Source organism: Lampropedia puyangensis (assembly GCF_004833285.1).
Classification (GTDB): Bacteria; Pseudomonadota; Gammaproteobacteria; order Burkholderiales; family Burkholderiaceae_C; genus Lampropedia; species Lampropedia puyangensis.
Genome location: NZ_STFG01000012.1, coordinates 1 through 25,574, shown reverse-complemented (window position 1 = coordinate 25,574; position 25,574 = coordinate 1). Strand labels below are relative to the sequence as shown.

21 protein-coding genes are annotated in these 25,574 nt (G+C 55.5%); 16 read left to right on the top strand and 5 right to left on the bottom strand.

The annotated features are described in order from the left end of the window. Positions 1–53: 53 nt before the first annotated feature. On the top strand, positions 54–869 hold the full coding sequence (mutM, locus tag E9531_RS11225; RefSeq protein WP_136573859.1) for a bifunctional DNA-formamidopyrimidine glycosylase/DNA-(apurinic or apyrimidinic site) lyase: 816 nt from the start codon (positions 54–56) through the stop codon (positions 867–869). Positions 870–889: 20 nt separating this feature from the next. Here the strand turns inward: mutM and E9531_RS11220 are convergent, their stop codons facing one another. Next, positions 890–1,765 carry a sulfurtransferase gene (locus tag E9531_RS11220; RefSeq protein ID WP_136573858.1) on the bottom strand — a complete coding sequence of 292 codons (876 nt, stop codon included), beginning with the start codon at positions 1,763–1,765 and terminating at the stop codon, positions 890–892. Between the two features lie 323 nt (positions 1,766–2,088). Here E9531_RS11220 and E9531_RS11215 point away from each other — a divergent pair, with 323 nt between their 5' ends. Genes E9531_RS11215 through E9531_RS11205 form a run of 3 tightly spaced genes read left to right on the top strand, consistent with a single transcriptional unit; the run spans position 2,089 to position 4,329 of the window. Next, positions 2,089–2,739 carry a sigma-70 family RNA polymerase sigma factor gene (locus tag E9531_RS11215; RefSeq protein ID WP_136573857.1) on the top strand — a complete coding sequence of 217 codons (651 nt, stop codon included), beginning with the start codon at positions 2,089–2,091 and terminating at the stop codon, positions 2,737–2,739. Then, positions 2,736–3,761 (top strand): hypothetical protein, encoded by a 1,026-nt coding sequence (locus tag E9531_RS11210; RefSeq protein WP_136573856.1) that lies wholly within the window; start codon positions 2,736–2,738, stop codon positions 3,759–3,761. The genes E9531_RS11215 and E9531_RS11210 overlap by 4 nt, the downstream gene beginning before the upstream one ends. Positions 3,762–3,774: 13 nt before the next feature. After that, a complete protein-coding gene (locus E9531_RS11205; RefSeq protein WP_136573855.1) occupies positions 3,775–4,329 on the top strand; it encodes a YbaN family protein in 555 nt (184 codons plus the stop codon). 88 nt (positions 4,330–4,417) lie between these two features. On the opposite strand, the gene E9531_RS11200 is transcribed toward E9531_RS11205, so the two are convergent. Beyond that, on the bottom strand, positions 4,418–5,131 hold the full coding sequence (locus tag E9531_RS11200) for a DUF937 domain-containing protein (RefSeq protein WP_136573854.1): 714 nt from the start codon (positions 5,129–5,131) through the stop codon (positions 4,418–4,420). Positions 5,132–5,287: 156 nt separating this feature from the next. On the opposite strand from E9531_RS11200, the gene E9531_RS11195 reads away from it, so the two are divergent. Next, a complete protein-coding gene (locus E9531_RS11195; protein ID WP_136573853.1) occupies positions 5,288–6,304 on the top strand; it encodes a hypothetical protein in 1,017 nt (338 codons plus the stop codon). 30 nt (positions 6,305–6,334) lie between these two features. Here the strand turns inward: E9531_RS11195 and lspA are convergent, their stop codons facing one another. Next, positions 6,335–6,877 (bottom strand): signal peptidase II, encoded by a 543-nt coding sequence (gene lspA / locus E9531_RS11190; RefSeq protein ID WP_136573852.1) that lies wholly within the window; start codon positions 6,875–6,877, stop codon positions 6,335–6,337. 265 nt (positions 6,878–7,142) lie between these two features. Here lspA and E9531_RS11185 point away from each other — a divergent pair, with 265 nt between their 5' ends. The 3 genes from E9531_RS11185 (at position 7,143) to E9531_RS11175 (ending at position 12,430) form a co-directional block, all read left to right on the top strand. Next, entirely contained in the window at positions 7,143–9,344 is a 2,202-nt protein-coding gene (locus E9531_RS11185; protein ID WP_244610081.1) for a VIT and vWA domain-containing protein, read from the top strand. Positions 9,345–9,357: 13 nt separating this feature from the next. Next, on the top strand, positions 9,358–10,839 hold the full coding sequence (xrtQ, locus tag E9531_RS17800; RefSeq protein ID WP_244610080.1) for an exosortase Q: 1,482 nt from the start codon (positions 9,358–9,360) through the stop codon (positions 10,837–10,839). A 142-nt stretch (positions 10,840–10,981) separates the two neighbouring features. Next, positions 10,982–12,430 (top strand): biosynthetic peptidoglycan transglycosylase, encoded by a 1,449-nt coding sequence (locus E9531_RS11175; protein ID WP_158291769.1) that lies wholly within the window; start codon positions 10,982–10,984, stop codon positions 12,428–12,430. 92 nt (positions 12,431–12,522) lie between these two features. Here the strand turns inward: E9531_RS11175 and E9531_RS11170 are convergent, their stop codons facing one another. Further along, the gene (locus E9531_RS11170) at positions 12,523–13,662 is read right to left on the bottom strand and encodes an aminotransferase class V-fold PLP-dependent enzyme (protein WP_136573850.1); all 1,140 of its coding nucleotides are present in this window, start codon (positions 13,660–13,662) and stop codon (positions 12,523–12,525) included. 400 nt (positions 13,663–14,062) lie between these two features. Between E9531_RS11170 and E9531_RS11165 the strand changes: the two genes are divergently transcribed. From E9531_RS11165 to pyk, 4 genes are all read left to right on the top strand, one after another. Then, positions 14,063–15,793: a DEAD/DEAH box helicase gene (locus E9531_RS11165; RefSeq protein WP_211343423.1), complete on the top strand. Its 1,731-nt coding sequence runs from the start codon at positions 14,063–14,065 to the stop codon at positions 15,791–15,793. Between the two features lie 2 nt (positions 15,794–15,795). Further along, a complete protein-coding gene (locus E9531_RS11160; protein ID WP_136573848.1) occupies positions 15,796–17,820 on the top strand; it encodes a DEAD/DEAH box helicase in 2,025 nt (674 codons plus the stop codon). Between the two features lie 201 nt (positions 17,821–18,021). Beyond that, positions 18,022–19,302 carry a glycerate kinase type-2 family protein gene (locus tag E9531_RS11155; protein ID WP_136573847.1) on the top strand — a complete coding sequence of 427 codons (1,281 nt, stop codon included), beginning with the start codon at positions 18,022–18,024 and terminating at the stop codon, positions 19,300–19,302. Between the two features lie 54 nt (positions 19,303–19,356). Beyond that, entirely contained in the window at positions 19,357–20,820 is a 1,464-nt protein-coding gene (gene pyk / locus E9531_RS11150; protein WP_136573846.1) for a pyruvate kinase, read from the top strand. 11 nt (positions 20,821–20,831) lie between these two features. Here the strand turns inward: pyk and E9531_RS11145 are convergent, their stop codons facing one another. Further along, positions 20,832–21,773: a LysR family transcriptional regulator gene (locus E9531_RS11145; RefSeq protein ID WP_244610079.1), complete on the bottom strand. Its 942-nt coding sequence runs from the start codon at positions 21,771–21,773 to the stop codon at positions 20,832–20,834. Between the two features lie 129 nt (positions 21,774–21,902). Here E9531_RS11145 and E9531_RS11140 point away from each other — a divergent pair, with 129 nt between their 5' ends. From E9531_RS11140 to E9531_RS11125, 4 genes are all read left to right on the top strand, one after another. Then, positions 21,903–22,751 carry an HTD2 family dehydratase gene (locus tag E9531_RS11140; RefSeq protein WP_136573845.1) on the top strand — a complete coding sequence of 283 codons (849 nt, stop codon included), beginning with the start codon at positions 21,903–21,905 and terminating at the stop codon, positions 22,749–22,751. 18 nt (positions 22,752–22,769) lie between these two features. Further along, entirely contained in the window at positions 22,770–23,930 is a 1,161-nt protein-coding gene (locus tag E9531_RS11135; RefSeq protein WP_136573844.1) for an acyl-CoA dehydrogenase family protein, read from the top strand. 22 nt (positions 23,931–23,952) lie between these two features. After that, positions 23,953–25,146: a CaiB/BaiF CoA transferase family protein gene (locus E9531_RS11130; RefSeq protein ID WP_211343422.1), complete on the top strand. Its 1,194-nt coding sequence runs from the start codon at positions 23,953–23,955 to the stop codon at positions 25,144–25,146. A gap of 75 nt (positions 25,147–25,221) precedes the next feature. Then, positions 25,222–25,574 (top strand): electron transfer flavoprotein subunit beta/FixA family protein (locus E9531_RS11125; protein ID WP_425293583.1); only part of this gene is annotated, 353 nt, incomplete at its 3' end.

The following is a 25,574-nucleotide window of genomic DNA, read 5'->3' as shown; positions in this document are numbered from 1 at the left end:
TCCCACCAGGTCATCTTGAGATTTCCATAGCCTTATTATTTGAATGCCTGTGTATGCCAGAACTACCCGAAGTTGAAGTCACCCGCATGGGCATCGCCCCGGCCATCACCGGCCTGACATTACAAGGTATTCGTTTGGGCAAACCATTGCGGTGGCCTTTGGGGTGCGACCCAGCCCTGTTGACCGGCGCCACCATTACCCATGTGCGCAGGCGCGGCAAATACCTGTTACTCGACTTAGACTGCGGCGCAGTGCTGGCACTGCATTTGGGCATGTCCGGAAGCTTGCGCATTCTGCCCAAAAACATGCCTGCCGGCCCGCATGACCATGCAGACTTGGTATTTGCTGACCACGTATTGCGGCTGCACGATCCACGTCGCTTTGGCGCCTTGGTTTATGCGCAAAATGCCGCAGCACCACACCTTGTTAAATTGCTCAGTACCTTGGGTGTCGAGCCCCTGTCTGCTGACTTCACGCCACAATCCCTTGAAAAAGGCTTCCAAGGGCGTAGCACCGCTATCAAACAGGCATTGCTCGCTGGCGATGTAGTGGTCGGCGTTGGCAATATTTACGCCAGTGAAGTTTTGTTCTTGGCCGGCATTCACCCCAAAACGGCAGCAGGTCGAATCAGTAAAAAACGCCTCGTAAAACTCCATGCTGCCATTGTGAGCGTACTTGGTGAAGCGGTAGCCAAAGGCGGCAGCAGCCTGCGCGACTTCGTCGCAGTCGATGGCTCACACGGGCACTTTCAACTCAGCGCCCAAGTCTACGGCCGCGCTGGCCAACCTTGTCGCGCATGCCAAACGCCCATCAAACACATAGTGCAAGGGCAGCGCAGCACCTACTACTGTGCCCGCTGCCAACACTGATCGCGCCTATCAAACACTATTCAGCACTGGGCACTGCCCACTTCCACTGGGCGATGGGGGTCAGACGACCATTCACTCCAGCTTCCTGCATACAAACGGCTGCCCGTCAATCCAGCCTCTTCCATCGCAAGAATATTGGCAGTTGCAGACACGCCGCTGCCGCAGGAATGCACCACTTGGGAAGAATCAGTCCCACCAAGCACGGCAGCAAATGCCTCACGCAATTGAGTAACTGGCTTGAGCACGCCTTGTTCTAAATTATCTGTAAACGGCCGGTTGACTGCTCCAGGAATATGGCCAGCCACACGATCCAGCGGCTCCACATCACCACGATACCGCTCAGGCGCCCTAGCATCGACCAGCCAGCGTTGGCCTTGCCCCAATTGTGCCAACACCTCCTCTACTGAAACCAGCATCTCAGAACGCACCTGCGGCTCGTACACACGTGCAGGGCTAGGGGAAGGCGCCTGTACCTGCACAGGCAATTGGCTTGCTTCCCAAGCCGGCCAGCCGCCTGAGAGCACAAACACCCGCGCATGCCCCAACCAACGCAACATCCACCATGCGCGTGCAGCCATCATCAAAGCTCCCTGGTCATAGACCACCACCGTAGTGTCAGCCTCAATACCAAGGTGGCCTACAGTGTGCGCAAACACCGCAGGCTCTGGCAAAGGATGGCGGCCATTGCAACCATTTTTTGGAGCCGATAAATCGTCATCCAACGACACATACACAGCACCAGGTATATGCCCTTGCGCATAGGCCTGAGCCCCCCAGGTCGGCTGCATAAGGTCAAAACGGCAGTCCAGTATGGCCACGCGAGAACCATTGTCAGCCTGCCCTAGTTGCAACCACTGCTGAACAGTGGCCACAGAAACAAAATGCGAAAACGACATCACTAGCCTTTCCATTGCGCATGCATTGGTATTGCGCGCAACCGAGCGGCACCACTACACACAAAAAAATACTCATCCATAACGGCCTCAATGGCAAAAACATCCTACCGCAACGGCAATGGGTTCAACCCGAAATAAGCACGCACAGCGTATCAAGCACCATGCACAGCCTTTTTATTGATTTACACCACCCCACACCCAGCAGTCACCAACGCCTAGCTTGGCGCACCACAAAAATAGGAGCACATTACACTACGCGCTTCAACGTCAACGCCCAACCCGCGCAACATCCTTATATTGCTCACCTGATACGCTTCGGCCCCATGAATAGTCCATACGAAGAGACCGATGATGCTTTGATGCAAGCTTATGCTGGAGGACACCAAGCCAGCTTCAACACCCTCTATGCGCGCCATGAAAAAGGCTTGCTGCGCTTTATCGCACGCACTTTGGGCCGTACGCATCAACAACATGCCGAAGAAGTATTTCAAGACACTTGGTTGCGCCTGATTCAGGCCCGCAACAGCTACACCCCTCAAGGTGCGCAATGGCGCACATGGGCATTCACCATTGCGCACAATGCAGCCATGGACTGCCTTCGCCGGGCACAACGCAGTCCTCAATTGGTAGATACTCCGCATACGCACGCAGAAGACAAAGAATGGGGACTAGCTCCTGATGAAGCGGCCTTGCGCATCAGCTACGAAGCGTTGCAAGTTGGCCATGCCGACTCTGCAGAAGAACAGGCTTACTGGCGCGCAGCAGGTCGACGACTGCTCAACTGTCTTGAGGAACTCACTCCAGAGCAGCGCGCAGCCTTTATCCTCAAGCATGAGGAAGACCGCCCGATGGACGAACTCGCACAACAGTTAGGCATTGCCTTTGAGGCGCTGCGCAGCCGCTTGCGCTACGGCACCCAAAAACTCAAGCAATGCATGGGCAGCTATCTACAAGCATTGGAGGCAGGCCAATGACCACATCCACCCACCACACACCAGAAGGCCAGGATGCAGATGATCTGCAACTGAACGCTTTTTGGAGTAAAGCAATGGCTGCAGCACCAACGCCATCCATTGACGCGCAGCGACTGGCACTGGCCCGCACAGCCATTTTTGCCGCTGCAGCGAAAAAAACACCACCTACCCCTACTGGGAACACACAGACATCCAACTTGTTAAGAAGACTATCCGCTTGGTGGCGCGGCAGCCGCACCTATGGGCCTCCCCGTTGGGCAACTGGATTCGCATCCATCATGCTGGCGAGCTTGGTCTTGCTGCTATGGTATGAGCGTGTACCGCAACCACAATGGGATTCTGAGCCAGCAGCCCCATCCCAAGAAATCATGGCCACTCCTGCAGACCAATCCGTACAGGCAGCCATGCCTGCGGCAACTGTCTCCAGTCACTCCCCGATAATTGCTCCTGCTCCTGCTCCTGCTCCTGCTGAACCGTCAAAGGCAGCACAACGCGCACCCTCACAAGAGAAAAAGCGGGAACAAACCATAGCTGCTGCTGCACAACAAGAACAACGCATTGCGAGAGCCCCTATGAGCACGCCCTCATCGGTAACCCTGTACGGCGGTCAGGCAGATGCAATACCAAACGCCCTGCCTCAACAACAGCAGATAGTGCTAACGCTACACCAATTTGATACAGCCACCTGGCAACGCGGAAAAGGCGCGAATACCACCCTCACAGCGCAGCAAAAACAAGCACTACAAACCATATTGCGGTCTGCTGCATCGGCCATTTCAATCGACCAAAGCCACGCTCCAATTGCCCTGCAATCCATTCCTGCCAGCACAGTTCAAATTCATCTAGTGCAACAGGGCTCCGTTCACCATACTGCACTACTCTCGCCTGCGCCTAGTCTGCGCATTCGCTGGCTCGATAGCGAGCGCAATCAAATCGCCCACACCATCATCGACCAAGCCACCTACAATCGCATCATGGCCATATTGGAAACTCCGGAAGCACCGGCCACCTCGTCCAAATGACGCCCTTTCTCTCATGACGGCCAAGCCAAGCGACAGCAATACCCCAAGCTCGCCAGACAGTGCATCTGCCCCTTCCTTGACAGGCAAGGATCAGACTGCCCAATGTCCTCTGGCCGTGCACTTGGCACACACGCATGCTGACACGACTGGGTCCCCCCCTCCAATCCAGCGCGGTTGCCCCAGCATCATCGGGCGCGTACTGTTGTACCTGTTGGCGATCACCTCGCTAGGTATGGGCATACTTGGGGTATTTGTTCCTGGGCTACCGACCACCGTTTTTATTTTGATTGCAGCTTGGGCTGCAGCCCGTAGCTCACCAAAATTACATGCTTGGCTTTTACAGCACAAGCTGTTTGGCCCCATATTGCGTAACTGGGAAGCAGGCGGATTTGTCAGTGCTAAGGCTAAACGCGCAGCCACTCTGACCATGTTGGCGTCCGTATTGATCATGCTGCTTGCGGGCGTTCCCACCTGGGCCTTGCTTTTCGCGTCGACATGCATGGCCTGTGTGGCCATCTATCTGTGGCGCCGTCCAGAACCGCCAACCGAAAAAAACACTGCAGCGTGACACAAGAAAAGAAAAAAGCCTTGTGCAATCACAAGGCTTTTTACTGATTGGCATCGACTTAATTACCACAAGCCACTCACAAACAACATCATCGGCGATTCAAAAACTGACTCCCCAACTTCAGCAAATCACCCATATCAAGTTTGCCATCGCCATTCTGATCTAGTACCGCTCCCAGCAAACCACCAGCTGCTCCTCCTTGTTGCTGCACCTGCGTTTTTTCTTGCCCAAGCACTGCACCTAAAGAATCGGCGGAAGAGACTTTGCCGCTCGCGACCTGACGACCGAGATACCCCATCACAATGGGTGCCAGCATTAGCAGCAATTTCTGCACATTGCCCGCACTCAAGCCCGTGGCCTGGCTCAGCCCGCTTTCCACTTGTGCACCTTTTCCGCCCAGAATATGGCCCAAGATGGCTCCAGCATCAAGCTGTTTGCCACCAGTTGCGCCTCCTCCGAGCAGCCCTCCAAGCAAGCCACCGAGGCCTCCTGCGGCGCCACCAGCGCCCGCACCGCCACCAAGCACTGCACCCAATAAGCCGCCCAGATCCAAACCACCAGCAGCGCCTCCTTGTAAAGCATTGACAGCAGGAGCATGGTCACGCTCAATAGCACCGAACAGGGCTTGCGCGCCCTCGGGGGTTTGCGCATTGCTACCCAAAGCTCCCAACAAAAAAGGCAGTGCAGTGCTAACGGCATCGTCCGCCTGCACCTCTGTCACGCCCAATTGTTCAGCAATAGGGCCCAAAGAGCCTGCTCGCAATTGCGCCAGAAGATCGTTGGTTAGGGAAGGGGTTGTCATAAACAAAGCTTTCAGTAATAGGTAGTTGATGCTGTGAGCGTACTCACGCGCCCATAAGAGACCATTGTAGGCGGTGCACTTTTAGAACACCGCCACGAAAAACAAAAGGTAACAATACGCTGTAAGCAAAAATCTGGAATTAACCATACACAAACCATGAAAACATACGTAATGCACTGGATGTGCAGCCTATTCGGCACAGCCTCACTCTTTGCGTTAGCAGGCTGCCAGAGCCTGCCTGAAGCCGAACGTCCACAAGCCCTAACCACAGACGCGCAGCAAGCTCAAGTCAATTCAAGCCCCCAAACCCAGCCTGTGGTTCCACCTCAGGTTCTCAATCTCACGCCCTACCCAAACCTCACCCTAGCTGGAATCGACCAGTTTGGCGAATACACCTCGCTGGCGATGAAAATTACCTACCTGTTTGATGATGAAGGCCAATTGACCCCCACCACCGCACAGCAAGAAGGCTTTATTGATGAAAGCACTCCTGTGCAAGACGATAACCGCTGCATGGCGCATGGCGGGGGGTACAACCAACGCACCGTGTTTTTTCCTGACACAGGCGTATTTGTACTGGGGGGAACACTACACAATGTGATCGCAGCGTCTGGCCAGCAACGCAACATGCGCAACCTAACCAACAGTGATGAAGGCGTGATGGGGTACACCGGAGCTGCAGCCCGCGTACTCGAATACGTTTATGTGCCTTGTGTGGGGGCAACCCGCGTTGCACAGGGTGTACGTTTGAATGGTTTTGTCAATGTGGGAGACCGACTTGTTTTGAAAGTGCCAGGCGAAAATCGGCCTATTGTCTTGCACTGGCCTGCAGATCCTTTGCCCTTTGTACGTCTGAGCTATGCACAACGCGCCAACCATGCTTTGGTGCCCGCACGTGTTGTTGTATTGAGTGTGGACGTGCCGCAACGTCGGGTTGTGGCGCAATACCAGGCCACTTTGCCCATGGTGCCAGTCGTACAAAACGCAGTCTGGTTCAGCACATTAAGCTGGCAACGCGAAACGCTCATCAACGCGGGAATACAACACAAGGTCGAACAAGTCACCGCATACCTCAACGGTTGCAAGCCACCACAAAAGCCCATGGACCCCTGCGCTAACCCTTACGGCATTGCTCCACCAACACTCCCCGCAATAGTTCCTGAGCAGCAATAGCTCGCATGGCGAATGGCCAACGCCTAGCACTTACTTAGGCGGTGCGTGAATGCGTCGCTCGTGCATCCAGCGCAGCAACTCAGCCAAGATCATGCCGATCACGCCACAACTGATTGCGACATCAGCCAGATTGAAGGCGGGGAAGTGCACTTGCGCCCAATGGAAATCTAAATAGTCCACCACATAGCCGCGACTGACTCGGTCGACCACATTGCCAATAGCACCGCCCAAAATCAGCGACAGTGACAGCGAAGCCAACTTTTGTGCGCCATGCAAGCGCAATTGCCAAACAATAAAGACCGTGGCCAATGTCGCAATGCCAATAAAAAACCAGCGCTGCCAACCATCATGATTTGCCAAGAATGAGAAGGCTGCGCCTGTATTGTGGGCACGTACCAAATTAAAAAAACTGGTCACCGGGGTGAAATCGCCCCATTGGTACTGGTTCACGATCCAGTACTTAATCAGTTGATCAAGCAACGCCACGACGGCGCCAATGGCCAGCCAGCGCCAAAAAGGCGCCCGCTGTTGAGCGGGCACAGCCGCTGAAGGAGATGCTGGATGAGAGTCCATAAGAAAAAGAAAGTTGCGCGGTACAGGCCCATTCGCAAAGAACGCCTGAAAAATACCCAAGCGCCATCGTTAATGGGGTGAGAACCTTAGCACAAGTGCCAATGGCGGCCAATGCCACCGGGCATCGCACACAGAACATCAGGCGATTTCACGGCCACTTCACAAAAGCCTTCACACAAGCGTCCCCCTCTGCTTATTGGGTTCGACAAGGCTTCACACCAGCGCGAGATGCTCTGCCCATTCTCAACAGTTGGAGGAGCACGCTATGCGGCCTATCGCTACACGCTCAAACGCACACACATTTCCCTCTCCTATCAACACAGGCTGGTGTTGGCATACCTGCATCCAATGGCTTGCACTGATCCTCATCGGGCTTATGGTGGTGGGCACGCCAACCCATGCAACCGTAAACACAGCGAACACACCAGTTTGTCAGGAAGACGCCATATGCAGTCCCTATTTCGTGTTGCCATCAGGAGATCCCGCTCTGGATGCCCTGCCTCTGAAATCAACCGATGTGCAAGTCACCATCTCAGGCGTGATTGCGGAAGTCACCGTCAACCAGACTTACCGCAACGAAGGTACTCGTACCATTGAAGCGCGTTATGTATTCCCGGGCTCCAGTCAGTCTGCCGTGCATGCATTGCAAATGCGCCTTGGCGATCGAGTCGTGCGTGCAGAAATTCGAGAGAAACAACAAGCGCTAGCACACTATGCGCAAGCCAAAGCAGAAGGGAAAACAGCGGCATTGCTGCAACAGCACAGGCCCAACGTGTTTGAGATGAACCTAGCCAATATCGTGCCTGGCGATGAGATTGAGGTCGAGCTCAAATACACCGAATTGTTGGTACCTACCGACGGGCAATACGACTTCGTATTCCCTACTGTCGTCGGGCCTCGTTACAACAGCCCACAAGCAGCGCAAGCAGGCCCAGATGGCAACGACCGCCCCTTTGCACAAGCCATCGCACCGCCCCAGATCACTAAGAAAGACACCACGCAACAGAGTAAAGAGCCGACATTCCACCTCAGCGTAGTGCTCAATGCCCCCATGTCAATTGCCCTGCTGCAATCCCCTAGCCACCAGATTGAAACCGAGTTTGCCCACCACAATGCACGTGCCAACATCACACTGGGCACACAGGATTTAGCAAGCCAGCCACGCGACTTCATCTTGCATTACCAATTGGCCGGACAATCCATTGCATCAGGGGTGCTGCTCTACCAAGGGGAAAAGGCTGGGGACGACAACTACTTTCTTGCCATGATTGAGCCGCCTAAAACCGTCTCAGCACCCCAAATCACTCCGCGCGACTACATTTTTGTCGTAGACATTTCTGGCTCCATGAATGGTTTTCCGCTGGAGACTGCAAAAACCATGCTGCGTGAACTCATTGGTAGCCTGCGCCCTAGCGACACCTTCAACGTCATGCTGTTCTCGGGCAACAACCAAATGCTCAGTCCCGCCTCCGTTCCAGCGACCAAAGCAAACATTGAGCAAGCACTCAAAACCATTGACCTGTCCTATGGCAGTGGCAGCACGGAGTTGATTCCTGCCTTGCGCAGAGCCATTGACATGCCCAAAGCTGATAACGTCTCGCGCAGCATCATTGTTGTCACCGATGGGTATGTTTCCGTCGAGAACGAAGCCTATGCCCTGGTGCGTAACAACCTGCACCGCGCCAACGTCTTTGCGTTTGGCATTGGCAGTTCGGTCAACCGCCATTTGATTGAAAGCCTGGCACGCGCAGGCATGGGTGAGCCTTTTGTCATTACGCAACCCAAGCAAGCTCGAGCACAAGCGCGACGTTTTCGCGCCATGGTTGAGCGCCCTGTGCTCACCCACATTCAAGCCAGCTTCACCGGCATCGATGCCTACGATCTGGTCCCTGCGCAGATCCCCGATGTCATGGCACAACGGCCTGTTGTCATCATGGGCAAATGGCGCGCCCCTCAGCAAGGTAAACCGCTCGGTCAGCTCATTCTTACCGGCCACAGTGCTGATGGTGCCTATGAAATGCATTTGCCCTTCACGCAGAGCCTGCCAACAGGCAAAACCACTCAAAATCAAACCAATCAGGCCATGCCCACGAACACCAATGCCGCATTGCGCCTGCTGTGGGCACGCCAGCAAATCGCGAGCCTCAGCGACCAGCAAGCGTTGACTGGCGGCAGCGAATGGAAAGCGGCCATCACGCAACTGGGTCTGGATTACTCTCTGTTGACGCCCTACACCAGTTTTCTGGCCGTGGACGAACGTGTGCGAACACATACTCCTGACGATACCCTCACGGTAGAACAACCCAATCCATTGCCCGAAGGCGTCAGCACACTTGCCGTGGCAGGCCAAGCCGTGCCCAGCACGCCCGAACCAGGAACATGGGGCTCACTGGCATTGGTCGTCTCTTTAATCGCCGTACTGGCGCGCCACCGCAAACGCCAACAGCGCGGCACCTACACCCGTTGAAGGAAGAGGCGCCATGCAACCTGCCGTGCCGCCAACCTGCACACCGAACCAGTCTCTGCGCTGCCATATACGGACAGTTGCACGCCGATTCGCAACCCCGCAGAACGTCAACGACCCCGTAGCGAAAGCGACCGCTGCACTGTATGTGTTGGTGATGCTGGCCATTGCCCTGTGGCCACAGTGGAAGTGGCTGGCCGCGCGTATGCAAGACGGTTCGGACAATCCATTGGGTCTGGTATCTATGGCCAGCCTGTTGGGGTTGATGCTCATGCATGCCCGAGCTGCGCTCGCTCAACCGGCCAACCTGTTATGGCTAGGTGCTGGCTGTGTGTTCTTCATCGCCGCAGCGTTAAGCCAGGCGACCTGGCCAGCCCTGGTCTGCGCTCTATTGGCCTTACTCGCATTGGTGTGTTTCTGGCTGGCCGTGCGCCCACCTTCCCTAGCTTGCACACCCATTCTTGGCCTCACGGTATTGGCCTTGCCTCTAGTGGCTTCATTGCAGTTTTATGCAGGCTACCCGCTACGCACAGTGGTCGCAGAAGCTACTCGCTGGTTGCTGATGCCATTTTTTAATGTGAGTCGACATGGTGCCAGCCTGCAAATCAACGACCAACTGATCTTAGTGGATGCCGCATGTTCTGGTGTACAAATGGCATGGTGGGGCTATTTCACCGCTTGCATAACGGCCTTGCTGCTGCAGCGGCCCAATGCGGTTTTCCTGCGCCGCCTGCCCGTTGTTGGCCTGATGCTGCTGTGCGGCAACATTGTGCGCAACACAATACTCGTGGCACTACAGACTGATGGCCGCATAGCAGCACCGTGGTTGCATGAAGGGGTTGGCTTGCTGGTGTTGCTGCTGGTCTGCCTAGGGGTGTGGCGCAGCATGGCAAGAAACCACGGCAAACACGCCTTCAAGGTTACGTCATTCTTGCCTGCCGCGCGCTGGCCTACACCTATAAGGCAACGCATTGCGGTGCACCTGATGGCACTGATTTTGGCGCTCATTGGGATGACTGCTTTATTGGGCCAGCATACCAGTGCGGCACACACCACGCAGCTAACCTCATCGCACAGCAGCGCTTACGTTGAGGCGCCACGGGATTGGCAAGGAATGCCCCTGTGGCCTTTGGCACTCAGCGCTGTTGAGGCACGCTTTGCAGACCAATTTCCCGGTCGTATTGAACGCTTGACCACAGGCCGCGAAACCCTGATCTGGCGACATGTTCAACAAGCCACGCGCATGCTGCACCCCGCCACAGACTGTTTCCGCTCCATGGGCTACAGCATCCGCAACGAACAATTGACGCAACGCCCCGATGGACGGGTGTGGCGCTGTTTTGAGGCGCAACTCCAAGGCCAGAGACTACGCGTATGTGAGCTGATTCAAGACAACACCGGCAAAACCTATACCGACACCTCTGCTTGGTATTGGGATGCTCTGCTCGGTCGCAGTACAGGGGCATGGCAAGCCTGGACTGTTGTCAGTCCACTGTAAGCGCCTGATCAAAGTAATTCGTCTGTTTTGCAATCGCGTCTTTGGGACTTCACATTCTGTGACCACCCCAGCTGCACCGAAGGTCGCAATGGCCAAAACGCTCTGCCACAATAGCCCTCTGATTGCTTTCCTGTTGCCCTGCATGCCCCTCCTGCGCGCCTTACTATCAACACTGTTGACGACCATTGTCAGCACAGTGATGGTTTTGACTGCGCTCATAGCATTGGCAGGTTTGGCCCTGCACCACCTGCGCCCGCAAGCAGGGGATTGGCAAACCCAACTGCGCATCCCTATTCCCGCTCCTATTGCTGATTGGGCGAGTGGTTCTGCCATGCGCCTGCTACCTGACAGTTGGCAGATACGTCGTCAAGAAAAAATCCCAGAGCCACGATCCCAGCACTTGATCGCCACACCAAGCCGGCAGCAAGCACCTGTGAATGTGCCAACACCAGCAAGCGCGCTCAGCATTCCGATCAGCATCACCACAACGCTGCAGTGGTTGACCACACCAAGCATCGCGCGCCTGTTGAGTGGTTCGCAATGGGTGACGCCTTCGGGAACTGTCACATTCGAATGGAATGCAAGCACCCAGACCCAGACCATTGAGTGCACCGGCTGCACCAGCACCTTGCCCGCATTCGGTGCCAGCCCTATCGGATGGCCCACAGTAAGTTTGTCCATCCAGCGTGACCACAACCAATTGCAAGGCCGCATTCAAGCCGGTGATATCCAAGGCCGCTGGTCTGGCCTGCTAAGCCAGCAAGCCCTGCGCATTCACCTCGCCTTTGAAGAGCAAGCGCTGCACGATGCCTTTGCCTTGTTTGCAAGTCAAATTCCTGAAGTAGCACGCGCACAGATCAGTGGCTATTTTTCATTACAAGCCCAAGTAACTTTACCTAGCGGTCGTATCCAAATCGAGCCGCAGGTACACGACTTCTCCGTCCGGGGCTTGGGGACCGAAACATTGCCACAAGCGCCCAATGCGTGCGCCAAAAGCGGCGACCAAGCTGCTGCGTTGGATGGTTTCCTCGCGCGTGCAGTCATCGCCACTGAAGACCAACGCTTTTTTCTTCATCCCGGCTACGACTTGGTGGAATGGCAGCAAAGCCTGCAACACAACCAAGCGCGTGATAACGCTATGGCACAACCTTTGCGGGGCGGCAGCACGCTTTCACAGCAATTGGCTAAATTCGTTTATACCAACGGGGACCGCACTGCGCTGCGCAAACTGCGTGAATTACTCTACGCCGTAGAGATGGAGGACACCTTGGGCAAGCAAGGCATCTTGCAGCAGTATTTGGCGCGTGTGTACTGGGGGGAAGGCACCTGTGGAGCACAAGGCGCTGCGCAGCACTACTTTCACCAATCGGTTGATGCCCTCAACCCTGCGCAAGCGGCCTGGCTGGCGGCCATGCTGCACAAACCTGACGCCCATGCCCAGCGCTGGCAAGACACGGGCCGCATTGACGTGCGGCGCACGCAATGGGTCATCGACCAATTGCGAATGCCGACCTCGCAACGTTTTACCCTACGTGAACGCAAGCGCTGGCAACGCTTTGCAGCCACACACGATTGGCAGCGCCAACCGTGAGAAGGCATTGAAGCGAGACCACCAAGTTGCGATCGCATCCAGTGATGTCACTGCAATAGCGCTGTATTTATGCAAGCCCACTTAGAGTGTGTTTACGACACCCCCAATCGATCCAGCGCCTGCTGCAAATGCAGCACCGTACGGTCAACGTTTTTCCATTTATCAATACCGAACAAGCCCAAGCGGAAACTGCGGAAATCAGGCCCCTCGTCGCACATCAAAGGCACGCCAGAAGCTGCCTGAATGCCCACACTTAAGAACTTCTTCGCACTTTGTATCTCGGGGTCTGTCGTATAGCTAACCACCACGCCGGGCGATTCAAAACCTGCAGCGGCAACACTGGGCATGCCGCGCGACTGCAGCAACGCCCGCACCTTCGTGCCTAGCTCCATTTGCCGCTCACGCAGCACGTCAAAACCAATGGCCTGCATTTCCACCATGGTGTCGCGCAAACGCAGCAAACTGTCTGTGGGCATCGTCGCATAGTAAGCATGTTGGCCTTTTTCGTAACCCTCTGCAATCTGCAACCACTTCTTCAAGTCACAGGCATAACTGCTGCTTTGTGTGGTTTCAATCGCCTCACGTGCGCGTGCGGACAACATCACCAAGGCTGCGCATGGCGTGCTGCTCCAGCCTTTTTGCGGTGCACTGATCAGGACATCAACACCCAGCGCCTGCATATCCACCCACATCGTGCCCGAAGCAATGCAATCGAGCACCATCAAAGCGCCCACATCGTGCGCCGCTTGCGCAATGGTGCGGATGTAATCGTCACTCAGCAAAATGCCGCTGGCAGTCTCACAATGCGGCGCGAACACCACTTTAGGCTTTTGGTCACGAATACTCTGTGCCACGGCTTCTGCGCTGGCAGGTGCCCATGGCGCCTGCGCCCCTGCGCCCACCTGAACCGCTTTATGCACAACTGCACCACCGTGCATACCAAATTGGCCCACCTCAAAAATCTGAGACCAACGGAAACTGAAAAAACCGTTGCGCACAATCAGCACTTTCTCGTTGTGTGCAAACTGGCGGGCCACCGCTTCCATTCCGAACGTACCACTGCCCGGCACAATCGCCACGGCTTGCGCCTGGTACACCTTTTTGAGCGTGCGAATGATGTCCTGCATGACACCCACAAAACGGGCAGACATGTGGTTCAGCGCGCGGTCTGTGTACACGACTGAGTATTCAAGTAAACCATCGGGGTCTACATTGGGCAACAAAGCGGGCATAAAAATTCCTGTTGTTTTTAGTTGGAATGGCCGTTCGTATGTACCGGTGAAGTGGAGCAAACCGGTTGCCACATGATCCACACAAACGCCAAAAGCAGCAAGCATACCGCAGCCATCTCTTCAAACCAGCTTTCGCAATGAGTGCGCGGCGATTAGGTTACACAAACTGCGCGTAGGCCATGCCATCTGGCTTTATGATCAGGAAAAACATTAACAATGTGTAAATTCACTGCACATCGCGTGCAGCCAAACATGGCGCAGCGACTGATGGGGAGCCTGGAGTGAGATCAATCCTGTTTTCAAAACATGTTCATGGAACAGGTGCATGGCACCCCGTCGAACCTCTAGGCACATACCAACCCATCTGCCATCTGTCTCCATTTAGCCTGATCTGCAAGCCATGAATACGCTGCTCAACAATTTACGCCAACTGGTTGAAGACGAACAAGACGCTGCGCACGCCCGGCTCTTTGAAACCTGGGAGAGCCCGCTGGCTGAAAAGCTCAGAAAAGGCATTACGCAGGGATTCAACAAACTCGAAAAAGGCCCCGAATCGGGTACGCTTTGGGTGTATCCCGACGAAAGTGAATCACGCTTTCGCGAAGGCGATTTACTCTGCCTGCATCAGGGACAAGCGCTTGAGCCTCTATGCCGACAAGTTGCGTTTGAATACGAAGAGGATGATCGCTGGCTCATCCGCAGCACGCACAGTGAAACAGCTTGGCAAGACTACCAAGGAGGTTCTTGCTATGCTGACCCTGACACGCTTGACCTGACCGGCTACTACAAGCAAACACTCGATGACATTGCCACCTCTGCCATTGGACAAGACATCGTGTTGCCCATGCTGATGGGAGAGCTAGAGCTGACGTTTGACGAAAACGACATGGATCAGGCTACCTGCATAGCCCGTAGTGAGGACTTCAATGCGATGCAAGCTGAAGCCGTGAGTTGGGCCCACGGCGCGCACCATGTGGCATGCATCCAAGGGCCGCCAGGCACAGGAAAAACACGAGTCCTCGGCCTAATCGCACGCATGGCGGTTGAACGTGGCGAACGCATCTTGGTGACTTCGCACACCCACACGGCCATCAACAACGCACTCAATGCGATTGCCAAGCACCATGTGCCATTGATCAAAATAGGCCGCTCTACCCAATGCAAAGGGCTAGACCAAAACATCGCGCACGTTGAAAATTTCGACGACTGGGATGACCGTCCCACTCAACCAGGTCAGGGCTATGTTATAGGCGCTACGCCGTTTGCAACGTGCTCTGCCCGCTTGGCACATACCAGTTTTGACACGGTTATTTTTGACGAAGCCAGCCAAATCACCTTAACTTTGGCCTTGATGGCAATGCGTAAAGCCAAGCGCTACATCTTCATAGGAGACCAGCAACAACTGCCCCCCGTACTTTTAACCCGCTCTATTCTGGATGGGCAGTCACACTCGGTTTTCGCAAGACTCACCTCCAACGAAGCCGATCATCTGATCATGCTCAATCAAACCTATCGGATGAACCAGTGGCTTGCTGCCTGGCCCAGCCAAACCTATTACGGCGGGCATTTGCACGCAGCCGGCCCCAATGCCCAACGCCAACTGCAATTGCGCAACATGTCAGACGCGTGGGGTCCCGTACTGGCCGCCGATGCACCTGCGGTATTTATTCCAAATCAAGACAACCACGCCCGTTCGGTGAACCAACAAGAAGCGCAATGGGTGGCGCAACTATGCCACGCCTTGATAGAGGCGGGCTTATCCTCAAAAGACATCGGCATCGTCTCGCCTTTTCGTGCACAAGGCCGCGCCATTCGCACACAACTCAAACGACACCTGCACCCCGCACAGGCAAGTGCCCTGATTGCAGACACGGTCGAGCGCATGCAAGGGCAAGAGCGTGAAGTAGTCATCCTCTCGCTGGCCAGCGGTGACCGTGCTTTTATCAGTATGACAGCACCATTTTTATTCCAGCCCGAACGTATCAATGTATCTATCACCAGAGCTAAAACCAAATTGATCATCATGGGTCCGGAAACGATAGACCCCAACGACACTGACAATCCGACGCTGCAGCAATGGATGCAGCAATACCAAAGCCTGATTTCCCAATGTAAGAAAGTGCTGCTTTAAGCATGGCGATATTTATTCCTGAAAAACTGGGCACCGCCGGTGCCCAGGCAGTACACATCAAGCGCAAACTCAGCCAGCTCGACGATGCTCACGTTGTAAGAAGCCCGTTTCCACGCCAGGAATGGTTGCCCAATTTTTTTGTACAACACGCCAACAAAGGTTGGTCGGCCATTGCCGTATGCGATACGCCTTACAGCAAAATTACAAACAATGGCTTGTTTGAGTCCTCAGAAACAACACGCTTCGAAGCACTGCTCAAGAACTTTCAGTCCTTCGAAAAAGCAGGACTACACGCAGGTGAAAAACCTTTAAAAAAGCTGGTGGTAATGTGGCGCTGCAATACTCAAGAAATACAACAAATCAGCACACGCTACAGCCAATCGCATGGTATTTACTTCTTGTCGAGAGAGGCTTTCGACCAAGATGACGGGCAAGTTTTTTCTCGCACACTTTCTGCGATCAGTGGCCCACAGTCTGACAGGCTATTGAGCCTGTATTTCCCCGAAGCCGAAGTCCATGCTCACAACACTACCAGGCGCCTTTTCGTGCGCAACAGCAGCAGCACACTGGGAAAATATTTTCTGGACTACAACCAGGAATGGGCAGCCAAGCTGGACTTGACAGCGCCACAAGAACAAGTTGAAGCAGGCAAAGACCTTTCCCTGCGTTTGATCAATGGAGTCGCCGGCAGCGGAAAAACCTTGATTGCCATGGCCCGGGCATTACTACTCGCAGAGATGTACCCCGATCAGCAAGTACTGTTCTTAATCCACAACCGCCCCATTGTCGCCGACCTGCGCGCCAAATTGATTCGCTCACGAGGCGCCATACCCAAAAACCTTGAAATCTGTACCTTCTTTAGCTGGGCGGGAAATCAATGGAAGCAACTCAATGGCCGCTTTCCAAACTACATCAAGCCACGGCAACTCCCACCCTTGCTAGCGCGCCTTCGTTCCGCATGGCCTGAACTGACACAAACCAGTGAGCAATTGAGCGACGAGTTGGATTTCATTAACGAAACGCTGCAAGAAAGCCTCGACAGCTACCTCCAGGCCAGTCGTGCCGGACGCGGTTTTGCACTCCGTGAAAAAGAGCGTATCGCCATGTGGGGGCTGTACCAGGCCGTAACCAAAGCGCTGGCCTCGCCCCCTTTGCCTACCATGCTCTGGAGTGCCATGCCGCACGATATATGTAAGGCCAAAGACCACTCCAATCTAGTTCTGGCTGACCACGTATTGATTGATGAAGCCCAGTTCTTTGCGCCATCGTGGTTTCACGTCGTGCGCTTGGGGATGCAACCACACGGCAGTCTGTTTCTTTGCGCCGATCCCAACCAAGGCTTCATGAAAAGCCGCCTGAGTTGGAAAAGCGTGGGTCTGGAAGTGGCAGGGCGCACCAAAAAACTCTACCGGTCTTATCGCACCACACAAGCCATTCTTACAGCAGCCAACAGCATACTCAAACAGCACACCAAGGCCGATGCCGACGACTACCTAGAGCCGGACATGCAAGGCATGGAGCCCGGCCTCCCTCCTGTTTTGATTCAATGTGCATCAGTCCAGGACTGCATCGACAAACTCATCAACGAAATTGATGCTGCACTCAAAAACCACAATCTCACAGTAGAGGACATGCTGGTGGTATTTGGTGACAGCATCTCGAAAAACGCCTTGCACCAAAGGCTGAGCAGGCATTTGGGAGAACACGCCGTTTGGTGCTTCAACCTCGAAGAAAAAAAATACGATCCCCCGCAAGGCTACCGGCGTGAATACCTGCGCATGGCCAGCGTCGGTTCCGCCACAGGGCTAGAAGCAGGAGTCGTGTTCCTCATTGGCATGGAAAAACTGGTCTCCTCTGCTGCATCTGCATCTCTGTCGACCGTTGCTGACCGAGAGGCCCGTGCAACCGCCACAGAAGAGCATGCGCGCAAGCTCTATATGGCCATGACACGTGCTGGTCAATCGCTATTTCTGTTGACCTCTGAACCGGTTGCCCCTGCAATTGCAAGCCAATTTCATTCCGCCTGAAGTAGCGCGCCTCATGCCTCAGACAATCCACCAGCCACAAAAGTCGTGAATATTCAGAAAACCTGCGAATGATCGGCTGACACTGGTTTGATCAACGGCGCATTTGGCACGCCAATCAAAGAGGGGGGTAACAATTAAATTCCTCAGACAGTGAATTAAACATTCATAATCGCTGCGTTCTTTTTTGATGAGATGCTTTGCATGCCCAACACTTTGAATACCTCCACACCGCGCGCGCTGCTTCGTGCCATGTTTGATGCCGCCATTGCAGCCGCACAACCGGCTAAGCAAATCGCATCGTTTCTGCCACCTGTTCCAAAAGGTCGAGTTTTGGTGATTGGTGCGGGAAAAGCATCTGCAGCCATGGCACAAGCGCTGGAGCAAGCTTGGCAAGGCCCGATACTGGAGGGGCTGGTAGTGACCCGCTATGGCCACGAGGTTCCGTGTCAACACATTGAGATAGTGCAGGCCTCTCACCCTGTTCCCGATGCGGCTGGGGAGCGCGCTGCGCGCGAGATGCTCCAACGGGTACAAGGCTTGACTGCAGATGACCTGGTCATCTGCCTGATTTCCGGCGGAGGCTCTTCTCTGCTAGCCCTTCCACAGGAAGGGTTAACCTTGGAAGACAAACAAGCCCTGAACAAACAGCTCCTCAAAAGTGGTGCCAGCATTCAAGAAATGAATTGTGTACGACGCCATCTCTCGGCCATCAAGGGCGGGCGCTTGGCGCAAGCCTGTGCGCCAGCGAAAGTACTCAACCTCATTATTTCGGATGTTCCTGGTGATGCGCCAGCCGATATTGCCTCAGGCCCTACTGTGCCTGATGACACCTTATGCAGTGACGCGCTGGCCATTCTCGACCGCTACCACTTAGACATTCCTGCCCATGTACGGCAGGTGCTGGAGTCGGGCCGTGGTGAAAGTATCAAATCGAACGACGGCTCTTTGCCAACCATTGAAACCCATTTGATTGCGACACCACAACAAGCGTTAGAAGCAGCTGCCAAAGTGGCCGAGCAAGCCGGATTGCCCGTTCACATCTTGGGCGACGCTATTGAAGGCGAATCCCGCGATGTGGCCAAAACGCTGGCAGGTATTGCCCTGCAAGTACAACGCCACGGCCAGCCATTCCAACGCCCTTGTGTCTTGCTCTCAGGCGGGGAAACAACGGTTACCCTGCGCGGAAATGGTCGTGGTGGCCGAAACGTGGAATTTTTGTTGGCACTGGCCATTGCTTTACGTGCAAGCCCTGGTATTCACGCATTGGCAGGCGACACCGATGGCGTGGATGGCGTTGAAGAAAATGCAGGGGCTATCATCACCCCTGAGACCTTGTCGCGTGCGCAAGCGCTGGGGCTGCTGCCCACCCAATTGCTGGACAACAACGATGGCCACGGCTTTTTTGAGGCTTTGGGCGATGCAGTAGTGACCGGCCCGACCTTGACCAACGTGAACGATTTCCGCGCCATTCTGATTGAGTAAGCCACACCATCTGCGACGTTCTGCAACCGCACTCCTCTATCGAAAACCATCTGCATGACCACTTTTGCCCGCCCACCCCGCAACCAGTCCAAAATTATTGCAACACTAGGTCCAGCCACAGATACGCTGGAAAGTATTCGTGCGTTAACACAGGCCGGAGTCGACGTTTTCAGACTCAACTTCAGCCACGGCACGCACGACGACCACCGCCGTCGCCTGCAATGGATTCGTGAAATTGAAACGGAATGCGGCGCGCCCATTGGAGTTTTGCTAGATTTGCAAGGGCCTAAGTTGCGTATTGGCACATTTGCCGAAGGCCCCATCACCCTGACAGAAGGGGCGCATTTTCACTTGCACCTGGACAGCACCACGGTTGGCTCTGCAGAGCGTGTCGCACTGCCACACCCAGAAATTTTTGCCGCCCTGCACCCAGGCGTCGACTTACTGCTCGATGATGGCAAATTGCGCTTGCGCGTACTGCAATGTGAAACCGAACACATTCTGACCGAGGTGGTCGTGGGGGGCATGCTGTCGAACCGTAAGGGCGTCAACGTTCCCAATGCCATTTTGCCCATTTCGGCCCTAACGGAAAAAGACCGTGAAGACCTGCAATTTGGCCTTGACTTAGGGGTGGACTGGGTAGCCCTGTCTTTCGTGCAACGCGCCGCCGACATCATCGAACTGCGCGAGCTGCTCCAAGGCCGCGCTGGCATTGTTGCCAAGCTCGAAAAACCCGCAGCCATTGCTGCACTGGAGGCCATTGTGGATGCCACCGATGCCGTCATGGTGGCCCGTGGCGATCTGGGCGTAGAAATGCCTGCCGAGCAAGTCCCCGCCATCCAACGCAGCATCGTGCGTACATGCCGTGCATTGGGCAAACCCGTGATTGTCGCAACCCAAATGCTCGAATCCATGGTGGCATCCCCTGTGCCCACACGCGCAGAAGCCTCGGACGTGGCAACAGCCATTTATGAAGGGGCCGACGCGGTGATGCTTTCAGCCGAGTCGGCTTCAGGCCGCTACCCACTTGAAGCTGTGCAAATGATGCAGCGCATCATTGCCAACAGCGAAGCCGACCCCAGTTGGCGCGATGCCATCGAGGCCACACAATCGGCCCCCGCATCCACCGTGCCAGACGCCATTGGCTTGGCCATGCGCCATGTGATTGCCTTGCTCAAAGCCTCAGCCACCGTTGCATTCACCAGCTCTGGCTATGCAGCCATGCGCACTGCCCGCGAGCGTCCTGCCGCGCCCATCATTGGCCTGACGCCCAGCCTGCAAACGGCCCGTCGCTTGGCATTGGTATGGGGAGTGCACCCCATCATCACGCCTGAATTGGCTGTCGGTACAAGTGTGGAGCGCATGTCTGAAGTGGCCACCACTATTGCACGCGACGCAGGCTTTGCCAAAGTAGGCGAACACATTGTGATTTCTGCAGGCCTGCCCTTTGCCACGCCAGGCACCACCAATTTGCTGCGTATTGCACAAATTGAAGCCGAGGGTGCCAAAGCCCCTTGACTTGAGAACGCTCACGCTGGGCGGTCATCACCAATCCATTGCGCAGGCCAACTGCCTTGTGCCACCATACGGCGCAACACCTGCTGCACCAAACCATGGACGGCAGTGCCTGCTGCAGACATGGGGCGTGCGGCATGCACCGCACACACCACCCGTCGATTCATCAAGGCACTGTCAATATGGGCAGTGCGCAGCAAACCTTGCTGCACTTCTTGCGCTACAGCCCCCGCAGGCAAAATCGTGCAACCTAAACCAGCCTGAACAGCACGTTTGACACTGCCCAGGGAATCCATCTCGGCCACCACGTTCCATGCGTGGGTGTGGCCTTGGTTGGCTTGGTCAATGATCTTGCGTAAACCGTGCCCTTTACTTGGGACAATCATGGGCCATTGAGCCAGCGCCTGCATGGGCAGTTGACGTGGTAGCTTCTTCCCCTGCGGCCCAGCCACAAACACCAACTCATCCATCAACATGGGGGTTTGGGTCAGGCTGGCATCGGCGGCATCCCCCATTAAGACAGCCACATCCAAACGCCCGGCTTGCAACCACTCGCGCAAAAAACCACTGTAGGCCTCCACGATATTGAGCTGCACTTGGGGTAGCTGTTCGCGGCATGCTTGCAGCAGGGGGATGGAGGCAATCAAGGCCACCGTGGTGGGCAAACCCAGCGCCACTTGCCCGCGTGGAATGCTGGCCATGTCACGCACTGCCAGCCGCGCACGCTCAGCGTCTGCCAAGATCAGATGGGCGTGCTCCAGAAAGACCTTACCAGCCTCCGTGAGCTGCATACCGCGGCGTGAACGCTCAAACAACTTGGCCTGCACATCTTCTTCCAGCGCAGAAATTTGCTGCCCCAGAGCAGGTTGTGCGATGTGCAGCCGCTCAGAAGCGGCAAGCAAACTGCCCGCCTCCGCCACCCCGACAAAATAGCGCAACTGTCGCATTTCCATCATGGTTTGTATATAAAAAACAGCTAACAAATAGATTAAACATGTATTTTACAGATAGATAGGCCATTCCTAGAATGCGTTCCACCACAGAGGCTAAATGCCGCTGACGTGTTCATCACAAGGAGATCAGACTTGTCTGTCGATATTGCACAACTACAAGCGTGGATCGGTCGCCAAGAGACCCTCCACGACACAGTCACCGAAGCCCCATTGCGCGCGCTGACCGCCACGCTCGATCGCACCGATGCACCGATTGGGGCGCATCAGCCCCTGCCCCCTTTGTGGCATTGGCTGTACTTTTTGCCCGTGGCACGCCAATCCGAAATTGGTGAAGACGGCCACCCCAAACGTGGTGGCTTTTTGCCCCCCGTACCACTGCCGCGCCGCATGTGGGCGGGCAGCCAACTGACATTCCACGCCCCGATTCATGCCGGCCAAGCGCTGGCGCGCCAATCCACCATTGCCGACGTGCGTCTCAAAGAAGGGCGTACTGGCCCTTTGGTCTTTGTGAAAGTGGACCATGCCCTCAGCGCGGATGGGCAATTGGCTATATCTGAACGGCACGACATTGTTTACCGAGATATGCCTGCGCCCGATGAAGCAGCACCTGCCCCCACGCCAGCGCCGAGCGGTGCGCAATGGGAACGCCAGATCGTCCCTGACGATGTACTGCTGTTTCGATACTCGGCCCTCACTTTCAACGGCCACCGCATCCACTACGACCGCCAGTACGTCACGCAAGTCGAAGGCTACCCGGGCCTGATCGTGCATGGCCCGCTGTTGGCTACCTTGCTGATGGACCTGCTGCGCCGCGAACTGCCCAACGCGCAAGTGGCCAGCTTCCAGTTCCGCGCCGTCAAACCCGTGTTTGATATTGCGCCGTTTTACCTGTGCGGCCGGCAAGACGGCAACACCGTGCATTTATGGGTGCGTTCACCCGAAGGGCATCTGAACATGGATGCCACCGCCACCCTCGCTTAATTTTCAGGAGCAGCCCTCATGTACAAAGAAGAAGACGAATTTCAGGAAATCCGTGATGCCGTGCGCCAACTGTGCAAACAATTTCCGGATGAATACTTTCGCAAGATTGATGCCGCAGAAGCCTACCCAGAGGGATTTGTCGATGCCCTGATTCAGGCTGGCTGGCTGGCTGCCATGATTCCGGAAGAATACGGCGGCACCGGCTTGGGGCTGACAGCGGCCACCGTCATCATGGAAGAGATCAACCGCAGCGGCGGTAATGCAGGTGCCGTGCACGGCCAGATGTACAACATGGGCACTTTGCTGCGCAGCGGCAGCAAAGCGCAGAAAGACAAATACCTGCCAGACATTGCTGCAGGCAAACTGCGCATCCAGTCCATGGCAGTGACCGAGCCGACTACTGGCACCGACACGACAAAAATCAAAACCACCGCCGTAAAAAAAGGCGATAAATACGTCGTCAACGGCCAGAAAGTGTGGATCAGCCGCATCCAGCACTCGGACTTGATGATCCTGCTGGCGCGCACCACCCCGCTGGCGGAAGTGACAAAAAAATCCGAAGGCATGTCGATCTTCCTCGTCGATCTGCGCCAAGCCATTGGCAACGGCATGGAAGTGCGCCCCATCGCCAATTTGGTCAACCACGAAACCAATGAAGTGTTTTTCGATAACCTGGAAATTCCGGAAGAAAACCTCATTGGCGAAGAAGACAAAGGCTTCAAATACATCCTCCAAGGCCTGAACGCCGAGCGCACCTTGATCGCGGCCGAATGCATTGGCGATGGCTACTGGTTCATTGACCGCGCCACCAAATACGCCAACGAGCGCATGGTGTTTGACCGCCCCATTGGCAAAAACCAAGGGGTGCAATTCCCCATTGCCGATGCCCTGATCGAGACTGAAGCGGCCAACCTGATGCGCTTTGAAGCCGCGCGCCGTTTTGATGCCCACCAAGACGCAGGCGCCACCGCGAACATGGCGAAATTTCTGGCCGCCAAAGCCAGTTGGGAAGCGGCCAACGTATGCCTGCAAACCCACGGCGGTTTTGGTTTCGCCAACGAATACGACGTGGAACGCAAGTTCCGCGAAACACGCCTGTACCAAGTGGCGCCCATCTCCACCAATTTGATTTACTCCTACGTGGCCGAGCACATCTTGGGTCTGCCGCGCTCCTTCTAAACACCTTTATCAGGAGTTCATCATGTCCCGTCCACTGGAAGGGGTGACCGTTGTCACCCTCGAACACGCCATCGCTGCGCCGTTTTGCACCCGCCAATTGGCCGATTTGGGCGCGCGCGTCATCAAGGTCGAACGCCCGGGTGTGGGCGACTTTGCCCGCGCCTATGATGAGCGCGTCAAAGGCTTGGCGTCGCACTTTGTGTGGACCAACCGCTCCAAAGAAAGCATCACGCTGGATGTCAAGCAAGCCGATGCCCAAGATGTGCTCGCCAAGCTGCTGGAACACGCCGACGTACTGGTGCAAAACCTCGCACCCGGCGCAGCTGCACGCTTGGGACTGTCGTTTGAAGCCTTGCATGCCAAGCACCCCAAGCTGATTGTTTGCGATATCTCTGGTTATGGCGACGACCCCGCCAATCCAGGGCCGTATCGCGACAAGAAAGCCTACGACCTGCTGATTCAAAGCGAATCGGGCTTTCTGTCGGTCACCGGCACCGCCGACGAGCCTGCCAAAGCCGGCTGCTCCATCGCCGATATTTCCGCTGGCATGTACGCCTATAGCAATATCCTGGCAGCACTCCTTGAGCGCGGTAAAACCGGCAAAGGCAAACGCATCGATATCTCCATGCTTGAGAGCATGGTGGAGTGGATGAACTTCCCGATGTACTACGCCTTTGAAGGCGCCAAGCCGCCAGTGCGCGCCGGTGCCGCACACGCCACCATTTACCCGTATGGCCCCTTCCCTACCGGCGACGGCAATACGGTCATGTTGGGCTTGCAAAACGAACGCGAGTGGGCGGCCTTCTGCCAAACCGTACTGCAAGCGCCAGCGCTGGCCACCGATGCGCGTTTTGACTCGAACTCCAAACGCGTGGCGAACCGCCAAGCACTGCGCGAAATCATCGTGCAGCACTTTGCCAGCCTCACTACCGAGCAAGCGTTGGCACGCATCGACGAAGCACACATCGCCAACGCCCGCGTCAATACTATGCAAGACGTATGGCAGCACCAACAACTGCAAGCGCGCCACCGCTGGGCTCAGGTCAATACGTCGGCAGGCCCGATTCCTGCACTATTGCCGCCAGGCATGAACTCCGCGGATGCCCCTCGCATGGATGCGGTGCCCGCGCTCGGGCAGCACACCGAAGCCATCCTGCAACAGCTGGGCTACAGCACTAGCGATATTGCACGTATGCACGCCGAACACGCGATATGACGCATCAAACCATGCATCAGAACTGATGCAATGTCTATTTCTTCATCATCCTCTTGCTAGAAAAGGTTCCCCCCAATGACCAAGGTCCTAGTACCCGTCAAACGCGTGGTCGACAAAGACATCAAAGTGCGCGTGAAGTCTGACAACAGCGGTGTAGACATAGCCAATGTCAAGCACAGCATGAACCCCTTCGATGAAATCGCCGTAGAAGAAGCCGTTCGCCTCAAAGAAAAAGGTGCCGCCTCTGAAGTCATCGTCGTCTCCATTGGTGTGAGCCAAGCGCAAGAAACCCTGCGCACAGCGCTGGCCATTGGTGCAGACCGCGCCATTCTGGTGGAAACCGCAGAAGAAGTTCAGCCACTGGCCGTTGCCAAAATCCTCAAAGCCTTGGTTGATAAAGAGCAACCCGGCCTTGTGCTGCTGGGCAA